Below are 17588 nucleotides of genomic sequence, written 5' to 3'. Positions count from 1 at the left end.
ATACCATGACCGCCACGACCAATCCAACCAATCCATCGCCATCGACCGGCGGCTCGCGCTACACGATCCTCGACCAGCCGCGCCTCGGCATCAAGGGTGTGCTGGGCAGGTGGGAAACCCTGCTCGCCCTGCTTCTCCTGCTGGCGATCGTCACGAACGGCATGCTGCTGCCGCACTTCCTCGATCCGTACAACCTGGCCGACAGCACGTTCAACTTCAGCGAGAAGGCGCTGATCGCGCTGCCGATGGCCCTGTTGATCATCTGCCGTGAGATCGATATCTCGGTGGCCGGTACACTGGCCTTGTCTTCCGTGGCGATGGGACTGGCGATGAACGCCGGGTTCCCGCCCGCCACGCTGCTGTTCGTGGCGCTGGGAACGGGGGTGATCTGCGGCACGCTGAACGGCGTGCTGGTGACGCGCTTCGGCCTGCCTTCGATTGTCGTCACGATCGGTACCGTGTCGCTGTTCCGCGGCCTCGCATCCGTGGTGCTGGGCGACAAGGCCTTCACCGGCTACCCGCAGCTGATGACGGATTGGGGCCAGGGTTACTTCTTCGACTTCATCCCCCGCGAATTCGTGATCCTGCTGGTGTTTGCCGCCCTCTTCGCCTTCGTGCTGCATGCCACGCGCTGGGGCCGCCGCATCTACGCGATCGGCAACAACCCCATCGCCGCGCGCTTCTCGGGCATCGAGGTGGACCGCTATCGCCTGACCCTCTTCATCCTCACCGGCGCCATGGCCGGCCTGGCCGCCTTCCTGCTGACGGGCCGCATCGGCAGCACGCGGCCGAATATCGCGATGGGCTGGGAGCTCGAAGTGATCACGATGGTGATCCTCGGCGGCGTCAGCATCGCCGGCGGCGCCGGCACCATCGGCGGCGTGATGCTGGCCGTGCTGACGCTGGGTTGCGTGACATATGGGCTGTCGATGGCCAATATCCCGGGGATCTACATGACGATCGTGATCGGGCTGCTGCTGCTGGTGACCATTGCCCTGCCGCGCCTGCTGCGCGGGAAGAAGGTGGCGAAATGAGCGCGGGTGTAAACAACATCGTCGTCCTGGATATCGGCAAGACCAACGTCAAGCTGGCGCTGATCGATGCCGGCGGCAAGCAGCTGGCCGAGCGGCGCAAGCCGAACACCGTGCTGCGTGACGGCCCGTATCCGCACCACGACACGGAAGGCATCTGGAACTGGATGCTCGATACCCTTCGCGAATTCGCGGCGACCGCGCCGGTACGCGCGATCGTACCAGTGACGCATGGCGCCACGGCGGCGCTGGTCGACGACGCGGGCCTGGTGCTGCCGGTGCTCGACTACGAGTTCGAGCCACCCTCCTCGCAAGCTGCCGAGTACCTGGCCCAGCGGCCGGGGTATGACACGACATATTCGCCGTCGCTGCCGGCGGGCCTGAACCTGGGGCGGCAGCTGGCCTGGCTGGCTTCCGCCTACCCTGCCGACTTCGCGCGCACCAAACATATCCTGATGTATCCGCAGTACTGGGCGTGGCGCCTCTCCGGCGTGGCCGCGGGTGAAGTGACGTCGCTCGGCTGCCATACGGACTTGTGGCAGCCGTCGCGCCAGCAGTATTCGCGGCTGGTGGAGCGGCTCGGCTGGCACGACCTGATGCCGCCGCTGCGCAATGCGTGGGATGCCTTGGGCCCCGTGCTGCCCGCGCTGGCCGAGCGCACCGGCCTGCCGGCCGATTGCCAGGTCATCTGCGGCATCCACGACAGCAATGCCTCGCTGTTGCGGCACCTCGACGCCGATGGCAGCCACGCCGCGCCGCCGGCCATCCTGTCCACCGGCACGTGGGTGATCGCCGCCCTGCCCGGAGGCCAGCTCGACGGGCTGAAGGAAGCGTCGGACATGCTGGCCAATTGCAGCGCGCTGGGACAACCGGTACCGTGCATCCGCTTCATGGGCGGGCGCGAATTCGGCGCACTGGCCGGCAATGACGCGGCGCCATGCAGCGTGGCGGACCTGCAGCAGATCATCGACCAGGGCACGTACGCGCTGCCCGCGTTCGCCGAAGCGGGCGGCCCGTTCGCCGGGCGCAAGGGTTCCGTGGTCGGCCCCGCGCTGCCGACGGACGCCGAGCGCACCGCGCTGGCCACGCTGTACTGCGTGCTGATGAGCGACTGGTGCCTGACCGCGCTAGGCTCGGCGGGCGACATCGTCGTCGAAGGCAGCTTCACGAACAATCCCCACTTCGCCCCGCTGCTCGCCGCCCTGCGCCGCGGCCAGCAAGTTACCGTCACCGACGACGCCAGCGGCACCACCAGCGGCGGCTGGATGCTCGCCAACTGGGGCACCGCCCCCACCGTGCGCTCGCACCCCGCCGATCCCATCGCCTTGCAGGGCTGGCCGCAATACCGCGAGCGCTGGCTGGCGCTGTTGCAGGAAACCCGGTGACAGGCACCGCCTTTTTTGAAACATTTCCTGCTCGGCCGATCCGCCTGGTGTCAGACATATTTTCCGGGCACTTTTCCGGAAAATGTGTCTGACACCGGTGTTCCTTTGAGGCATCGGCGAGCGCATGAGAGAACCGGTGTCGCACACCTTTTCCCGAAAGGGAAAAGGTGTGCGACACCAGGCGGATATTCCTACTGCGGTGGTATGAGGTTGATGCGCGTCGCCGTGTCGCGGTCGGCAGAGAGGATGCCGCCCTCTTCCTTCAGTTCGACGACCTGAATGCTGCTGCGCCGCTGCTCCGGCCCGTCGAGCTTTTCGGTGCCGGCGGTGCGGCCGGGGTGGGTGAAGTAGAACAGGAAGGCCCGGCCGCCGCTCACCACCACGTCCGGGTGGCCGCCGATCACGCCATCGTCGAGGCCCTTGCCGGGCGCCTGCAGCAGGTTGTTCGCCTGCCGCTTCCATGTAACCGCATCGTCGGAGCGGTACACGCCCAGGCCGCGCCACACGTCGGTAATCATCCACCACGCGCCGCGCCACTGGAACACCTTCGGGCCTTCGCCGGCCTGGTCGCCGACAACCTTGCCCTTCAGCGTCCACGTGCGCAAATCGGTACTGTCAGCGGCCCAGATCGACTTGCGATCGAGCTCGTTGTTGTACCACATGCGCCAGCCGCCGCCGGGCAGCGCGACGACGGCGGCGTCGATCACGCTGTCCGTGGCCAGCTTCAAAGGCTGTGCGTCGCGCCAGGCGCGCAGGTCGTTGCTGGTGAGATGGACGATGCGCCGCGGGTGCTTCCAGTCCGTGAATACGCCGGGCACCACGGTGAGATACATATGCCACTTGCCGTCCGGCCCGCGCACGATGTCGGGCGCCCAGTGCGTGGATTCGCCTTGTCTACCTTCACCGCCGAATTCGGGCGGCAGCTCGATGTCGGCATTGCCCACGTACTGCCACGTGGCGCCGTGGTCGGCCGATTCGGCGATGCCGATGCGCGTGCCGTGCACCCAGGCGATGGCCGGCAGGCCGGGCGTGTTGGCGCGGCGTGCGGTGTAGAACATCCACCAGCGCTTGCGTTCCGGGTTCCAGACCACCACAGGATCGGCCGCGCCATCCGTGAGCGGATCGCGGAACAGCGGCTTCGCCGCCACTTCGCCCTTGTCGGGGACAGGCGCGCCAAAGTCCGGCGTGCCGTCGGCCCGCCAGCCAATCACCTGGGCACGCGTGTGCCGGTCGGGATTGCGCAGCGGTTCGCCGACGATGTCGCGGTAATTGCGCGCATGGTAGACGAGGATGTCGGTCTTCCCATCGGGCGTGGTGGTGAATGAATTGTGGCCCGGCCCGTACTGGCCGTTCACCGCGCTGCTGGCCAGCACGGGCCGCGGCGACTTCGTCCACGACTTGCGGTCCAGCAGATTGGCGCCCACCGGCGCGGTCAGCATGCCCAGCGCGTAGTTCGCATCGGTGGCCGAAGCGGAATACGTCATGAACACGCGGCCGTTCTTCACCAGCACGGCCGGCGCCTCGTTGACGGCATGACCGGCCTTCTCCCAGTCGTATTCCGGCTCGGTGAGCAGCACGGCCGGGCCGGAGATCGACAGCGGCGTATCCATCGGCGCAATGTAGATGTCGGTCTGCTTCCTGCCGCCGTCCTTCGGCCGCTGCGTCCACAGCAGGTAGCGCTTGTCGTTCAGCGCAAACGTGGTGGCATCCAGCGCGAACGATTCCCAGCCGGTCTTCAACTGGCCGCGCTCCTTCCACGGCCCGCGCAGCGGGTCGCCAGACTCGCATTCGAGCACGTACAGGCGGATTTCCCAGATCGCGTCGGCGCGGCCGGCCGTGAAGTAGATGTACCACTTGCCGTCGATCCTGTGCAGTTCCGGCGCCCAGATGTGCGCGCCCATCTCGCCCTTGTCATGCTTGCGCCAGACGGTGTGCACCTCGGCCTTGCCCAGGTCGTCGAGCGAGCGGGCACGCCGCACTTCGATGCGGTCGTACTCGGGCACCGTGGCCGTGTAGTAGTACCAGCCATCCGGTTGCAGGGTCACGTGCGGGTCGGCGCGCTGCTTCACCAGGGGATTGTCGAATTCCGGCGCAGTGGCGGCGAAAGCCGCGCAAGGCGCCCCAAAAAGAAAAAGCGCCGCCAGTGCGGCAGCGCTTTTGAGTGAGACCTGTCTCGTCATTGTTAGAATTTGTACGATGCGCTCAGGAAGTAACGGCGGCCCGCGAAGGCGAGTTCGTTGACGCGGAACGGATCGCCGGCATCGGTGATCTGCTCCTGGTCCGTCAGGTTCTTGCCTTCGACCGAGAACGTGAGGTTATCGTTATACCGGTATTGGAACTTCGCGTCCAGGAATCCGGTCTTGTTCTGGAATACCGGGTTACCCGACACGTCGTTGTTCCCCGTGAAGAAGCGGTCGCGGTAGGTGTAGGCCACGCGGGCGTTGAACTTGCCCAGGTCGTACCACACGGCCGCGTTGTAGCTGTTCTTCGACAGGCCTGGGTACGGCAGCACGGTACCATCGAGCACGTTCAGGCGCTCGGTGCCCGGCGAATACTTGTACGTCATGCGCGTGTAGTTGCCATCCACGCCGAAGCCGGACAGCCAGCCGGGCAGGAAGGTCAGCGCCGTGCGCGCGGTCAGTTCGATCCCCTTCGTTTCCGCGCCTTCGCCGTTGACCGGCTGTGTCACGTCATACCTGGAGCCGTCCTTGAACAGGTCCACGCCCCTCACCACCGTCTTTTCGAGGATGTAGCTGGTGATCTTCTTCTTGAACAGCGCCAGGCTCACCTGCGAATCCTGGTTCGGGTAGTACTCGAACGACAGGTCCAGGTTCTTGGCGCGGAACGGTTTCAGGTTCGGGTTGCCGGCCGTGCAATCGTCCTCTCCGTCACCGCCGAACAGGTTGCTGCCGCTGCCCGCGATACAAGTGGCGTTCGGCGCCAGCAGGTCGATGCGAGGACGGGCCATCACCTTGCCGAAGCCGGCGCGCACCAGGAATTGGTCGGGGATCGCCCACATCATCACGTTCGCGCTGGGCAGCCAGTCGTGGTACGTGTTGTCGACGGTGGCGACGCTGTTCGACAGCACGAGGTCGGTGTAGCCGGTCGTGCCGCTGCTGGTGGCGACGCGCACCCGCTGGCTGCGCGAACCCGTGGAGATGTCGCGGGTGCGGGTATAGCGCACGCCGATATTGCCCGAGATGCCGCGGTCGAACAGTTCCGTGTCGAAGTCCAGGCGGGCGTAGGCTGCCTGGGTTTTCTCGCGCACCTTCCATGCCGGGATTTGCGCGTACGTCTGGCCGTCGCTGCCGGGCGCGTTGTACAGGTATTGCTGGTTGAAGTTCGACGTGTCGAAGTTCGGCGCGGCCGCGGCGTAGTTCGGCGACAGCCACGACGACGGCATGCCGGAGACGCCATCGAAGCCCTTGAAGAACGTGCCCGGGGAGCGCTCGGAAATCGACTGGATCAGCGACGCCATCTGCTGCGCGTTGATGTAGTTGGTGGCGTTGAACTGGCTCATGAACGCGAACTTGTCCGGCGCGCGGTTCACGCCGGCCGGCGCCAGCGGGTCGAAGACCAGCGTCTGGTTGATGTTCGACCCCACGACCGTCACGTCGTCCGCCGCCGAGTTCAGGTTCGCGCCATTGCTGGCCAGGTAGCCGCCGCCGTTGTAGCGCTTGCCGGCGGTATCGCGCGCCTGGGCGCCGAACCACAGCTTGCTGAAGAACGGAGAATCGAGCTTGTATTTCAGGTCGATCTTGGCCTGGTCTTCCCGGTTGGTGGTTTCATACGGGCGGTACTGGAGCTGCACCTGCGTGTAGGCGCCCGGGTTTTCCGGGGAATACGCCTGCGGGAAGTCGAAGTGCGGCAAGCCCTGCTCGTCCAGCGAGACGCGCAGGCCCGGCGCGTTCTGCGTGATGACGATGCTGTTCGTGTTGTTCGTGTACAGCGACTTCGACGTACCCAGCAAGCCCTCGATTTCCCACTTGCCCTGCTTGTAGTTGAAACCGGTGGTGCTGTACTTCGAATCGATGTCCAGTGCGAAGTCGCGCGCCGACGAGCTGAATGCGCCCTGCCCGCCCTGCCCGGCCGAGTACAGGCAGTTGCCGACCGTGTACTGCGTGACGTGGTGGTTCTCGACGATGACGCCTTCTGGGGTCGTCGTGGTGGACGCCGCCGTGCAGGTGCCGCCAGACGGTACGCCGGCCGCGTTGTAGGTGGGTGCGTTGCCGGCATTGGCCAGGCGGCTCACATTGCCCAGTTCCGTGCCGAAGTTGCGATCGTTCAGCCGCTGTTCCTGCTTGTTGTGCTGGTAGCTCACGTAGGCATTGAAGCTCTTCGAGAACTCGTACTGCGCGGTCAGCTCCGCCGAGGAGCGCTTGTGGTCGCGCGTCCAGATGCCGTAGCGGGGAATGCCCGGCGAATAGTCGTTCCACTGGTTCGTGCAGGCGGTGCGCTGATCGGCCGACAGGCCGGCGGCGGTGGCGCAGCTGGCCTTGTCGGCAATGGCCGCCACGGCCGGGTCGCGGCTCACCACGGTGCGATCGGCCGAGAAATCCCAGTCGCGCAGGAAGCGCCACGAGGTATTGCGGGCGTAATCCTCGCGGGTGAGAACCTTGTCGTAGACGATGTTGGCCATCAGGCCCAGCTTGTTGTCCAGGAAGCGGTCGGCGGCCAACAGGGTCAGGCGCGGCTGCACGCCGCCGCGGCTCGACGACCGCTCGGCCGAGACGGTGGTGGCGATCGTGCGCTTCTTGAAGTCCAGCGGCTTGCGTGTCTTGATGCTGACGGTGCCGCCCACTCCGCCTTCGGTCATGTCGGCCGTAACGCCCTTGAACACGTCGATGGAGGCGATCAGCTCGGAAGCCAGCTCGCGCAGCTCGGCACCCCGCCCCGCTTCGCCATTCGTGCCGAGCACGGACATGCCGTTGATCTCCACACGGTTCAGGTCCGGCTCGACGCCGCGGATCGCCACCTGCGAGCCTTCGCCGAACGAACGCGACAGCTGCACGCCGGTGATGCGCGACAGCGCCTCGCCCACGTTCTTGTCCGGGAACTGGTTGATGTCCTCGGCGATGATCGAGTCGGACACGGTAGCGTTGCGGATCTTGCGGTCGATCGCGGAAGCGACGGACTTGCGGGTGCCGACCACGGTCACCACGGCGCCCGAGTCGACGGCCGGTGCGGGGGCTTCCTGTGCCGAGGGAGTTTGCTGCGGGGTGGGTGTCTGCTGTGCCAGCGCGGCGTTGGCCGCCAGCATCGAGGCGGCAATGGCAAAGACGGTCCTGCGGTCCAGGCGGCCGGGCGCCCGCACCTTGTTCGAGTGCTTCGTCACTTCTGATCTCCTCCGATTGTCGGCCGGGCTTGCTGGCCGGATGCGTCACTATTTTTTTGCCATTCTATGTGACTCATCCTTTTGAAAAATCGCGCGCAGGCAAAGAATCAAAATGATGATTAAGGCCTGGTTTTGATCAATGAAGTGAGCAGTTCGCGCACGATGGTGCGCAGCAGCATGGAAACGCTCCCTCCGCCAAATTACTCATGAAAAACAGGTATGTACGCGTGTCAGCGCCCCGCCTGGGGTGGCGTGCGTCAGGGCACCGCGTGCGAGACGTCGGCCAACGTCGCGCGCCGCCCCGGGGGATGAAAGCGGACCGCGGCCACTACAACGCCAAGGCCACATCGATCTGCCCAGTCGCGGGCAGCGTTTCCGGGTGACCAGCGATGGGCCCCTCGCTTCTGTCGAGCCGGAAGTCACTTTGTGGTCTGCTCGCCGGCCGACCGACGGTAAGAATCGGATCCTGCTTCGAGACGGTGACCAGCGCCTGCGCCATGGTCGCAACCTGCTGCCCATCGACATACCATGCGTGCGAAGGGAAGCGCGATCCATTGCAGACAAGGCGATAACCGGCCGTATTCGAGACCAGCGCGAATTCCTGCCATACCCACGGGACATGGACGGGAGAGCCCGCCTTTTCCACGCCCAGCTTGTCCGTGTCCGGCCCCGCCCGGAACTTGATCAATGCGTTCACGATCACCTTGTCCCCCTGCTTCAACGTGATGCTCGAGCAGGGGTGCAGCCGTGCCGGCACGATCGCCGAGAGCACGCTTTTCTCGCCGGCTGAAAAGTCGGATGGGCCCGGCACCCAGCCTCCTGCGAACGAATTGATCTTGTTGTTGTCGAAGGGCGGCGTGAAGCCCGGGTCCTGGACCGTTTCGGTAATCCGGCCGCCGGCATCCAGGTCGATCACGCAAGCCTGCACCGCCCGGTATTGCCGGCTGCGCACGAACGCACTGATCGAAGGAATCTTCGTTTCTGGCCTGGGATTGGCCGTGGCCACCAGGCCCGTGATCACGGCCTGTGGCCAGCTGAACAACGCACCGACCAGGTTCGACAGCCAGATCTGCGGCAGCGGCGCGCGGTCGATCCAGCTGATACATGCAACAGCAACTTTGGCGCCCATGATGAGTCCTCCGTCCGGCTGTTTTCAGTCTAGGCAGCGGTACCCCGGAAAGCCATCTGATCAGTGTAAGTTCATGCGACGCCGTTGCGCTGCCAACACAGGCGGCGCGCACTGCCACCGAGCGGTCGCGGCGCAAAAAAAAGCCCGCGGCTCTTGCGAGCGGCGGGCTTTCGGTAAAGCAGCCTGAGCTTACGCGCTTTCGCGGGAAGCCTTCTTGCGCTCGTGTTCCTTCAGGAAGCGCTTGCGCAGGCGGATCGATTTCGGGGTGATCTCGACCAGTTCGTCGTCCTCGATGAATTCCACCGCGTATTCCAGCGACAGCTGGATCGGCGTCACCAGGCGAACGGCTTCGTCGGTGCCCGAAGCGCGCACGTTGGTCAGCTGCTTGCCCTTGATCGGGTTCACGACCAGGTCATTGTCGCGCGAGTGGATGCCAATGATCATGCCTTCGTACACCGGGTCGTTGTGCGACACGAACATGCGGCCGCGGTCCTGCAGCTTCCACAGCGCGTAGGCGACGGCCTGGCCATCGTCCTGCGAGATCAGCACGCCGTTGTGGCGGCCGGCCAGTTCGCCCTTGGTGTTGTCGACCGGCGCGTAGGCGTCGAACACGTGGCTCATCAGGCCCGTGCCGCGCGTCAGCGTCATGAACTCGCCCTGGAAGCCGATCAGGCCGCGGGCAGGAATGCGGTACTCGAGGCGCACGCGGCCCTTGCCGTCCGATTCCATGTTCTGCAGGTCGCCACGGCGGCGGCCCAGTTCTTCCATCACGCCGCCCTGGTTCACTTCTTCCACGTCGACCGACAGCATCTCGTACGGCTCATGGCGCACGCCATCGACCATCTTGAACACCACGCGCGGACGCGACACGGCCAGCTCGAAGCCTTCGCGGCGCATGTTTTCCAGCAGGATCGTCAGGTGCAGTTCGCCGCGGCCCGACACTTCGAAGATCGTGTCGTCGTCGGTCGGTGCCACGCGCAGCGCCACGTTCGACTTCAGTTCCTTTTCCAGGCGGTCGCGCAGCTGGCGCGACGTGACGAACTTGCCTTCGCGGCCGGCCAGCGGCGACGTGTTGACCATGAAGTTCATCGTCAGCGTCGGCTCGTCGACGGTCAGCATCGGCAGTGGGTCGATCTGGTCGGGCGAGCACACGGTCGAGCCGATGCCGATTTCCTCGATACCGTTGATCAGCACGATGTCGCCGGCCACGGCTTCATCGACCAGCACGCGTTCCAGGCCCTTGAAGTTCAGCACCTGGTTGATACGGCCCTTGATCGGGGTTGCGCCCGGACCGTCGACCACGACCACGTCCTGGCCGGCCTTGATGCGGCCACGCGAGATGCGGCCGATGCCGATCTTGCCCACGTAGGACGAATAGTCCAGCGACGTGATCTGCATCTGCAGCGGGCCGTCCGGATTGTCGTCGCGCACCGGCACGTATTTCAGGATCGCTTCGAACAGCGGCTTCATGTCGCCGCCGCGCACGGATTCGTCCAGGCCCGCGTAGCCGTTCAGGCCCGATGCGTAGATGATCGGGAAGTCCAGCTGCTCGTCGTTGGCGCCCAGCTTGTCGAACAGTTCGAAGGTCTGGTTGATCGCCCAGTCGGCGCGCGCGCCCGGACGGTCGATCTTGTTCACCACCACGATCGGCTTCAGGCCCAGGGCCAGCGCCTTGCGGGTGACGAAGCGGGTCTGCGGCATCGGGCCTTCCTGCGCGTCGACCAGCAGCAGCACGGAGTCGACCATCGACAGCACGCGTTCCACTTCGCCGCCGAAGTCGGCGTGGCCCGGGGTGTCGACGATGTTGATGTGCGTGCCTTCGTACTCAACGGCGCAGTTCTTCGACAGGATCGTGATGCCGCGCTCCTTTTCGAGGTCGTTCGAGTCCATGACGCGGGTGTCGACCTGCTGGTTTTCCCGGAAGGTACCGGACTGGCGCAGGAGCTGGTCCACGAGGGTCGTTTTGCCGTGGTCGACGTGTGCGATGATGGCGATGTTGCGAATTGCGCGTTTAGTATTAGACATGGTCGTTGTGTTTGCAGTAAAACTGGGAGGCGCCGGAAATTGAGCCTCGAAGCTGAGCCTTGTTGCTGAGCAGGCGCCCCCGGCAGGTGCGGATGCACTGAACCCACTAGTATAGCATGGGGTTGTGACAGCTCAAAGACAGCATTCCATATGTGACCTGGCCAACTGAACGCCCATTGCCTTAATGGCATGCTTGCGCGATTGACCTGGAAACCGATGAGCGATCGAACACCCGACCTGGCCACCGTCTTCGGCGGCCTGCCCGCGCCCTACCTGCTGCTGGCCCCCGACTTCACGATCGTGGAGGCCACGAACGCCTACGTGCGCGCGAACGGCACCACGCGCGCGGAGCTCATCGGCCGCGATGTGTTCGACGTGTTCCGGCAGCATGGTTCCGATTCGCACAAGAATACCGCCACCCTGGCGAACCTGCGCGCCTCGCTGCTGCGCGTGCTGGAAACGAAGGCGCCCGACGCGATGCCGGTGCAGCGCTACGACATTCCCGTGCAGGGCCGGCCCGGCGAGTTCGAGGAAAAGTACTGGAATCCGGTGAACTCCCCCGTGCTGGACGACGCCGGCAACGTGGCCTACATCGTCCATTATGTGAAGGACGTGACGGCGCGCGTGCGCGGCAGCGCGCGCAAGGAAGCGCTCGTACGGCTCACCGATGCCTGGCGCGACCTGAGTTCGCCACGCGAGATCGTCTTTACGGCGCTGAAGGTATTGGGCGAACTGCTGGGCGTGAGCCGGGTCTCCTACGGCCGCTACAACGATGCCACGGATACGCTGTATGTGGGCCCCGACTGGTGCGCGCCCGGCATTCCCTCGCTCGAGGGAACGGTAAAACTGCGCGACTTCGGCAGCTTCGTCGACGAGATGATGCAGGGCCAGGCGGTCGTGGTGGGCGACGTGGCGCAGGACCTGCGCACGATGGCGCATGTCGAACCGTTCCGCCGCCACCACGCGCGCTCGTTCGTCGACATTCCCATCATCGAACATGGCCGGCTGAAAAGCATCCTGATCGTCAGCGACACGGCGCCGCGCCGCTGGGCGCCGGACGACGTGGCCCTGATGCGCGAATTCGCCGAGCGCACGCGCACCGCCAGCGAGCGGGCGCGCAGCATGGAGGCGCTGACGACGAGCGAGGCGAAGTTCCGCATCATCACCAACGCGATGCCGCAGATGGTGTGGTCGACGCTGCCGGACGGCTACCACGACTACTACAACGAGCAATGGTACGAATACACCGGCGTGCCGCCCGGCTCCACGGACGGCGAGGCATGGAACGGCATGTTCCACCCGGACGACCAGGAACGCGCCTGGGCGGCCTGGCGCCACAGCCTGGCAACCGGCGACGTATATGAAATCCAGTACCGGCTGCGCCACCGCTCCGGCGAATACCGCTGGATCCTCGGCCGCGCCCTGCCGGTACGCGACGCCACCGGCCGCATCGTGCGCTGGATGGGCACCTGCACCGACATCCACACGCAGAAGCTGGCCGAGGACGCGCTGCGCGAGGCGGCCGCCCGCAAGGACGAGTTCCTGGCCATGCTGGCGCACGAGCTGCGCAACCCCCTGGCGCCGATCGGCACCGCCGCGCAATTGCTGAAGGCGGGGCTGAGCAATGAGAAGACGCGCGTGGCGGCCAGCGACATCATCACCCGGCAGGTACGGCACATGGCCCACCTGGTGGACGACCTGCTCGACGTGTCGCGCGTCACGCGTGGCCTGGTGCAGCTGAACATGGCGGACCTGGACCTGGTGGAAGTGGTGGCCAGCGCCGTCGAGCAGGCGCTGCCGCTGATCGACGAGCGCCGCCATGCGCTCGACCTGCACCTGCCGGACCACCCGGTGGGCGTGCACGGCGACCGCACCCGCCTCGTGCAGGTGATTGCCAACATCCTCAACAACGCGGCCAAGTACACGCCGCCCGGCGGCCGCATCGCGCTGCATCTCGACACGCCGGACAGCAATGCCCGCGTGACCGTGCGCGACAACGGCAACGGCATCGCGACCACGCTGCTGCCGCACATCTTCGACCTGTTCATCCAGGGCGAGAGGAATTCCGACCGCGCCCAGGGCGGGCTGGGGCTGGGACTGACGCTGGTAAAAAGCATCACCGCGCTGCACGGCGGTTTCGTGACGGCGCACAGCGACGGCCTGGGGCTGGGCAGCGAATTTACGATCAACGTGCCGCTGCGTGGCGTGGTGCCGCCGCTGGCGCCCGGCACCGCGGCCATGGTGCCGCCGCCGGTCGTGCGGCCACTGCGGCTGCTGGTGGTGGAAGACAATCCCGACGCGGCCGGCGTGCTGGCCGAATTGCTGCGCTCCGAAGGCCACGACGTGGCCGTGGCCGAGGATGCCGAAGCCGCGCTGCGCCGCGCCGACCTGGCCGCGATCGACACCTTCATCCTCGACATCGGCCTGCCGGGCATGGATGGCTACTCGCTGGCGCGGCACCTGCGCGCCGATCCTGCCACGGCCGGCGCCACCTTGATCGCGCTCACCGGCTACGGCCAGCCCAGCGACCGCGCGCAATCGCATGCCGCGGGGTTCAACCGGCATTTCGTGAAGCCGGCCGATCCGGCGGAACTGTTGATGGCGTTGCAGGCGGTGTGACCGCGCGCAGCCGGGCAACGCGTGCGTAGCCGAACGCCCGCTATCGCTCGTCCCGGCGCTACCGGCGGGGGCCGGCGGCGTCGATCCATCGCGCAAACGGCTCCGGCGACTGGCCCGGCAGCAGGTAGAACACCTTGCGCGTCCCATCCCAGTGGGCGCCCAGCTTGCGCGCAACGTCCCAATCGTCGCCGTTCGCCCTGAATTCGGTGCGCAATGGCGCGCTGCCGCGCTGGGCATTGCGTTTCAGTGCCGCTTCCGCCTGCTGCTTGTCCCTGTCGAGCTGCATGCGCTTCACGAAGGGGCTGCGCAAGGCAGGATCGCGGGGGCTGATGAGCGTGAGCGCGCCGATCGCGCGGGTGATCGCCACATAGAACAGGTTTTCCTCTTCGCGGCGATCGCCGCCGCTGGCGGGAAACTCGGCCGCCTCGAGGAAAGGCAAGACCACGTGCCCGAACTCCTTGCCCTTGGCGTGATGGACGCGGTCGAGCTGGAACACGTGCCGGTGCCGCTTGCCCTCGGCATACCGGTCGGCTGCCGCGATCCAGTCGGAGAACTGGCGCAGGTTCAATCCCATGTCCTGCGCGGCCTGGATGAAGCCGGCAATCGAGCGGCGCACGACACGTGCCTCGTGCGGATGCACGTACAGGCGGCTGGCCAGCGCCTCGATGTCCATCATCGCGCACATCTGCCGCAGGACCACGTCGGCGGGCGTGTCGGCGGCCGCCTGGCGCAGGTAGGCGATCACCCCGGCCATGCGCTGCTTGACGTCGCCCGCCACCACCTGGTCCAGCTTGGCCAGCAGGGTCAGCGCGCGGTTGCGCATGGTCGCCAGGAGCACCTGTTCATCGATGACCAGCGCGCTGCGTTCCAGGTAGCCGACCATCGTCGTCGCATCCTCGACCACTTCCGCCACCGCGCGCCTCAGCGCCGAATCGGGCCGGTCGGCCAGCGCGGCAGCGAAATCGAGCAAGCCGGCCAGGTGCTGCCGCAGGGCGCCCAGCACCTGGCCGGCCGGCTGGCTGCGCGCGGCCAGCAGCAGGTCGTCGACCACGCGCGCCACCTTGTCGCGCACATCCTTCGACGCCGCCTCTTCGACCCGCCCCGAGAACAGCCATGTGAGCGCGACGGGTTCTTCGATGACCGCCTGCCGCATCCGGGCGACATCCTCGTCGGGCCCGAAGCTCACTTCGGCGAAGAGTGTCACCGCATCGAACACGGCGCCCCGCTTGGCCGGGGCCGTGGCGGCAAAGTCGTCCAGCGCGATGGCGATCATGCCGCGCAAGAAAAGGATTTCGTCGCGGTCGAGATAGCGCGGCATCTCAAGCGTGCGGTAAGGCAGGCCGGCCTGCATCAAGGCATTCTCGATGTCGATCGCATGATAGGGTTCGCGGACCAGTATCGTGCAATCGTCGGCCGGCTTGCCGGATTTCGTCCATTGCTTCAGCGCCGCGACGACCTGGGCGGCGCAGCTGGCTTCGTCCGGCCCGTAATGCAATTCGCGGATTTCGGTGTGCAATGGCAGCAGCGAATCGGCCGGCTTGTCCTTGAATGCCCCGGCGGCGCGCGCCAGGTGGGGGCCGTGGCGGAAGCTGTACGTCAGCGGATACGAGGCCGTTCCCGGAAAGGCGGCAACGAAGCGGCTGCGCATGAATTCATCGCTCGCGCCATGGCGCGAATGGATCACCTGGTCGATATCGCCCGCGCCGATGAAATACGTGTAGCCCTTCACGATCAGGTGCTGCAGCAGGTGGAACGATGCCTCGTTCAGGTCGTGCAACTCGTCGCACAGGATGATGCGCGCGCGCGGCAAGCCGTCCCGGACCGACGGGTCCGCGTCCAGCATGCAGGCAAGGTCGTACGTCGCGTCGAACGGACCGCGGAACAGCACCTCGCCACCGCGCAGGCGGATCTGCTCGTACTCCTTGATGGTCAGCGCGGTCGGATAGCTCACGCCCAGCGCTTCGCTGACTTCGTCTTCGCCAAGGCCTTCGAGGTCCGCTTGCAGTGCCAGCGTCGCTTTCAGTTCCAGCTGGGTGAGGAAGAACTGGCTCAGCGCGCGGGTGGACGCATCCGTCACCAGGTAGTCGATCCTGTCGCCGTACGTATCGCTGACCTGCTGCAGCGCCTCGTGGAAGTAAGGCTTCAGGTCCTTGACGTGTTCGATATGCGTAACCTGGCGTCGATCGAGATCTTCCAGGGCCTGGGCGGAAAACTCCTCGAAGGTTGCGATGCGCAGCCGTGAGGCCACGGCCGCCTGGATGCCGACTTCGACCAGGCGCCGCTTCAGCACATCGCGCGCTTCGGGGGTGAAGGTCAGGGCCTGGATATCTTCCGGTGGCAGCCCGCGGGCCAGCGCTTCGCCGATGCGCAAGGCCAGGGTCGTCGTCTTGGCCGCGCCGGCGTTTGCCCGGATGACCACGATGCGGTCGCGCGATAACTGGATCGCGGCCTGTTCATCGGTGGGGAGGAAGTTCCTGGGAACGAAGCGTGGTGTCTCGGAGGGCGTCATTGGATGGCCATTCACTTGTTCTGGTTATCGGTTGTCGGCAGCGGCGGGGCGATGATTTCCTTGACTTCAACTTCCAGGGTGTGACCCCAGCGTTCGTGTCCAGCCACCGGTTTCCCTTCGCGCTCGCCTGTGCCTCATGAATAAACCGGTGCCAGGCACCGATGCTTCGTGGGCTGCGGGCGGCTATTGCGCCGCGGCGATCAGCCGCTCGGGCTTCAGGATCGCCCACTGCTCGAACAAGCCGGTCCCGAGCAACCGATCGTCGGCATACACCCGTACGCGGCCTTCGTATGGTGCCGGCGTCACCACCTCCGGCTCCTTGCCCAGCGGCAGCCGCTGCCCTTGCAGGAAGCGCTTCGCCAGTTCGGCGGTGAGCACGATGCTCGGGAACGACGACAGCAGCGCATCCACCGGTGCCAGCAGGGACAGGGGCGCGGCATGGGCCTGCAACGCTTCCAGCGTGACCATGTTCGACGCCTTCAGCGTGCCGACACCCGTGCGCCGCAGCGCGTTCAGGTGGGCGCCGCAGGCGAGGGCGGCGCCGATGTCCTCGCCCAGCACGCGGATATAGGTACCCTTGCTCACCGTGGCTTCCAGCTTCAGGAACGGCGCCTCGTAGGACAGCAGTTCAAGCTTGTGGATCACCACGTTGCGCGCCTCGCGCTCGAGCGTGATGCCGGCGCGCGCGTACTCATACAGCGGTTTGCCGTCGCGCTTCAGGGCCGAATACATTGGCGGCACCTGCGCGATCGGGCCGCGGAAGCGCGCGAGCACCGCCTCGATTTCCTCGACCGTGATGGCAGCGGGATCGCGATCGAACGCGGGATCGGCCGCGACGGCCTGCCCTTCGGTATCGCCCGTGTCGGTGCGCACGCCAAGGTGCACCGTCGTCACATAGGTTTTATCGGCTTCCAGCAGGTCTTGCGAGAACTTGGTGGCCTCGCCGAAGCACAGCGGCAGCAGGCCCGTGGCGAACGGGTCCAGCGTGCCCGTGTGGCCCGCCTTCTTCGCGTTCAGCACGCGCTTGGCCTTGATCAGCGCATCGTTGGACGACAGGCCCACCGGCTTGTCGAGCAGCAGCACGCCGTCGACGAGGTCGCGCGGCCGCTTCACCTTCACTTCGGTCATTCTTTGTCTTGCTCTTGCTGTTCTTCGTAGTCGGCGGCGCGCGTGGCGTTCGCCTGGTCGATCAGCGCCGACATCGCCATGCCGCGCGAGGCGCTCGTGTCGTGCACGAAGTGCAGCTGCGGCAGCGTATGGATGTGCAGGCGCTTGCCGAGCTGGTTGCGCAGGTAGCCGGCGGCGGCGTGCAGGCCGGCCAGCGTGTTCTTCACGGACTCGGGATCGTCCTTGAGCATCGTGAAGTAGATCTTCGCGTGCGCATAGTCCGGCGTGAGCTGCACTTCGGCGATGGTCAGCATGCCCACGCGCGGGTCCTTCAGTTCGAAGGCGATCAGTTCGGAAAGGTCTTTCTGGATCTGGTCCGCCACGCGCAGGCCGCGCTGGGGAATCGATTTGCTGTGTTTTGCCATGATGTTCTACCAATATGAAAATG

The 17588-nt window shown here is 65.9% G+C and carries 10 protein-coding genes; 3 read left to right on the top strand and 7 right to left on the bottom strand.

Going from position 1 to position 17588, the window contains the following annotated elements; all coding sequences use genetic code 11:
- Positions 1–5 precede the first annotated feature (5 nt).
- Together V6Z91_RS13930 and V6Z91_RS13925 are read left to right on the top strand one after the other, a co-directional pair.
- Complete coding sequence (locus V6Z91_RS13930) at positions 6–1034, top strand: ABC transporter permease (RefSeq protein ID WP_338771842.1); 1029 nt, start codon at positions 6–8, stop codon at positions 1032–1034.
- Positions 1031–2416, top strand: coding sequence for an FGGY family carbohydrate kinase (locus V6Z91_RS13925; RefSeq protein ID WP_338771251.1), 1386 nt, complete (start codon positions 1031–1033; stop codon positions 2414–2416). The genes V6Z91_RS13930 and V6Z91_RS13925 overlap by 4 nt, the downstream gene beginning before the upstream one ends.
- Positions 2417–2607: 191 nt before the next feature.
- Here V6Z91_RS13925 and V6Z91_RS13920 read toward each other — a convergent pair whose 3' ends face one another.
- The 4 genes from V6Z91_RS13920 to typA form a co-directional block, all read right to left on the bottom strand.
- Positions 2608–4485 (bottom strand): family 43 glycosylhydrolase, encoded by a 1878-nt coding sequence (locus tag V6Z91_RS13920; RefSeq protein ID WP_338771248.1) that lies wholly within the window; start codon positions 4483–4485, stop codon positions 2608–2610.
- A gap of 113 nt (positions 4486–4598) precedes the next feature.
- The gene (locus V6Z91_RS13915) at positions 4599–7751 is read right to left on the bottom strand and encodes a TonB-dependent receptor (RefSeq protein ID WP_338771245.1); all 3153 of its coding nucleotides are present in this window, start codon (positions 7749–7751) and stop codon (positions 4599–4601) included.
- Between the two features lie 328 nt (positions 7752–8079).
- Positions 8080–8880 carry a hypothetical protein gene (locus tag V6Z91_RS13910; RefSeq protein ID WP_338771242.1) on the bottom strand — a complete coding sequence of 267 codons (801 nt, stop codon included), beginning with the start codon at positions 8878–8880 and terminating at the stop codon, positions 8080–8082.
- A 189-nt stretch (positions 8881–9069) separates the two neighbouring features.
- Positions 9070–10905, bottom strand: a complete 1836-nt coding sequence (gene typA / locus V6Z91_RS13905) for a translational GTPase TypA (protein WP_338771239.1) — start codon at positions 10903–10905, stop codon at positions 9070–9072.
- Between the two features lie 216 nt (positions 10906–11121).
- Between typA and V6Z91_RS13900 the strand changes: the two genes are divergently transcribed.
- Entirely contained in the window at positions 11122–13524 is a 2403-nt protein-coding gene (locus V6Z91_RS13900) for an ATP-binding protein (RefSeq protein ID WP_338771237.1), read from the top strand.
- Positions 13525–13582: 58 nt separating this feature from the next.
- On the opposite strand, the gene V6Z91_RS13895 is transcribed toward V6Z91_RS13900, so the two are convergent.
- The 3 genes from V6Z91_RS13895 to rbfA form a co-directional block, all read right to left on the bottom strand.
- Positions 13583–16048: a 3'-5' exonuclease gene (locus tag V6Z91_RS13895; RefSeq protein WP_338771235.1), complete on the bottom strand. Its 2466-nt coding sequence runs from the start codon at positions 16046–16048 to the stop codon at positions 13583–13585.
- Positions 16049–16216: 168 nt separating this feature from the next.
- Entirely contained in the window at positions 16217–17161 is a 945-nt protein-coding gene (gene truB / locus V6Z91_RS13890; RefSeq protein ID WP_338771232.1) for a tRNA pseudouridine(55) synthase TruB, read from the bottom strand.
- On the bottom strand, positions 17158–17565 hold the full coding sequence (rbfA, locus tag V6Z91_RS13885) for a 30S ribosome-binding factor RbfA (RefSeq protein WP_338771229.1): 408 nt from the start codon (positions 17563–17565) through the stop codon (positions 17158–17160). Before rbfA ends, truB begins: the two co-directional genes overlap by 4 nt.
- Positions 17566–17588 lie beyond the last annotated feature (23 nt).

This window comes from Massilia sp. METH4 (genome assembly GCF_037094685.1).
In the GTDB taxonomy this organism is placed as follows: domain Bacteria; phylum Pseudomonadota; class Gammaproteobacteria; order Burkholderiales; family Burkholderiaceae_D; genus Rugamonas.
Note: the sequence above shows the minus strand (reverse complement) of the source record. Positions and strands in the feature narration are given on the sequence as shown.

Coding starts and splice junctions, on each gene's coding strand:
- V6Z91_RS13900 (WP_338771237.1), top strand. CDS start 11,122: ATGAGCGATCGAACACCCGACCTGGCCACCGTCTTCGGCGGCCTGCCC.
- truB (WP_338771232.1), bottom strand. CDS start 17,161: ATGACCGAAGTGAAGGTGAAGCGGCCGCGCGACCTCGTCGACGGCGTG.
- V6Z91_RS13910 (WP_338771242.1), bottom strand. CDS start 8,880: ATGGGCGCCAAAGTTGCTGTTGCATGTATCAGCTGGATCGACCGCGCG.
- typA (WP_338771239.1), bottom strand. CDS start 10,905: ATGTCTAATACTAAACGCGCAATTCGCAACATCGCCATCATCGCACAC.
- V6Z91_RS13930 (WP_338771842.1), top strand. CDS start 6: ATGACCGCCACGACCAATCCAACCAATCCATCGCCATCGACCGGCGGC.
- rbfA (WP_338771229.1), bottom strand. CDS start 17,565: ATGGCAAAACACAGCAAATCGATTCCCCAGCGCGGCCTGCGCGTGGCG.
- V6Z91_RS13925 (WP_338771251.1), top strand. CDS start 1,031: ATGAGCGCGGGTGTAAACAACATCGTCGTCCTGGATATCGGCAAGACC.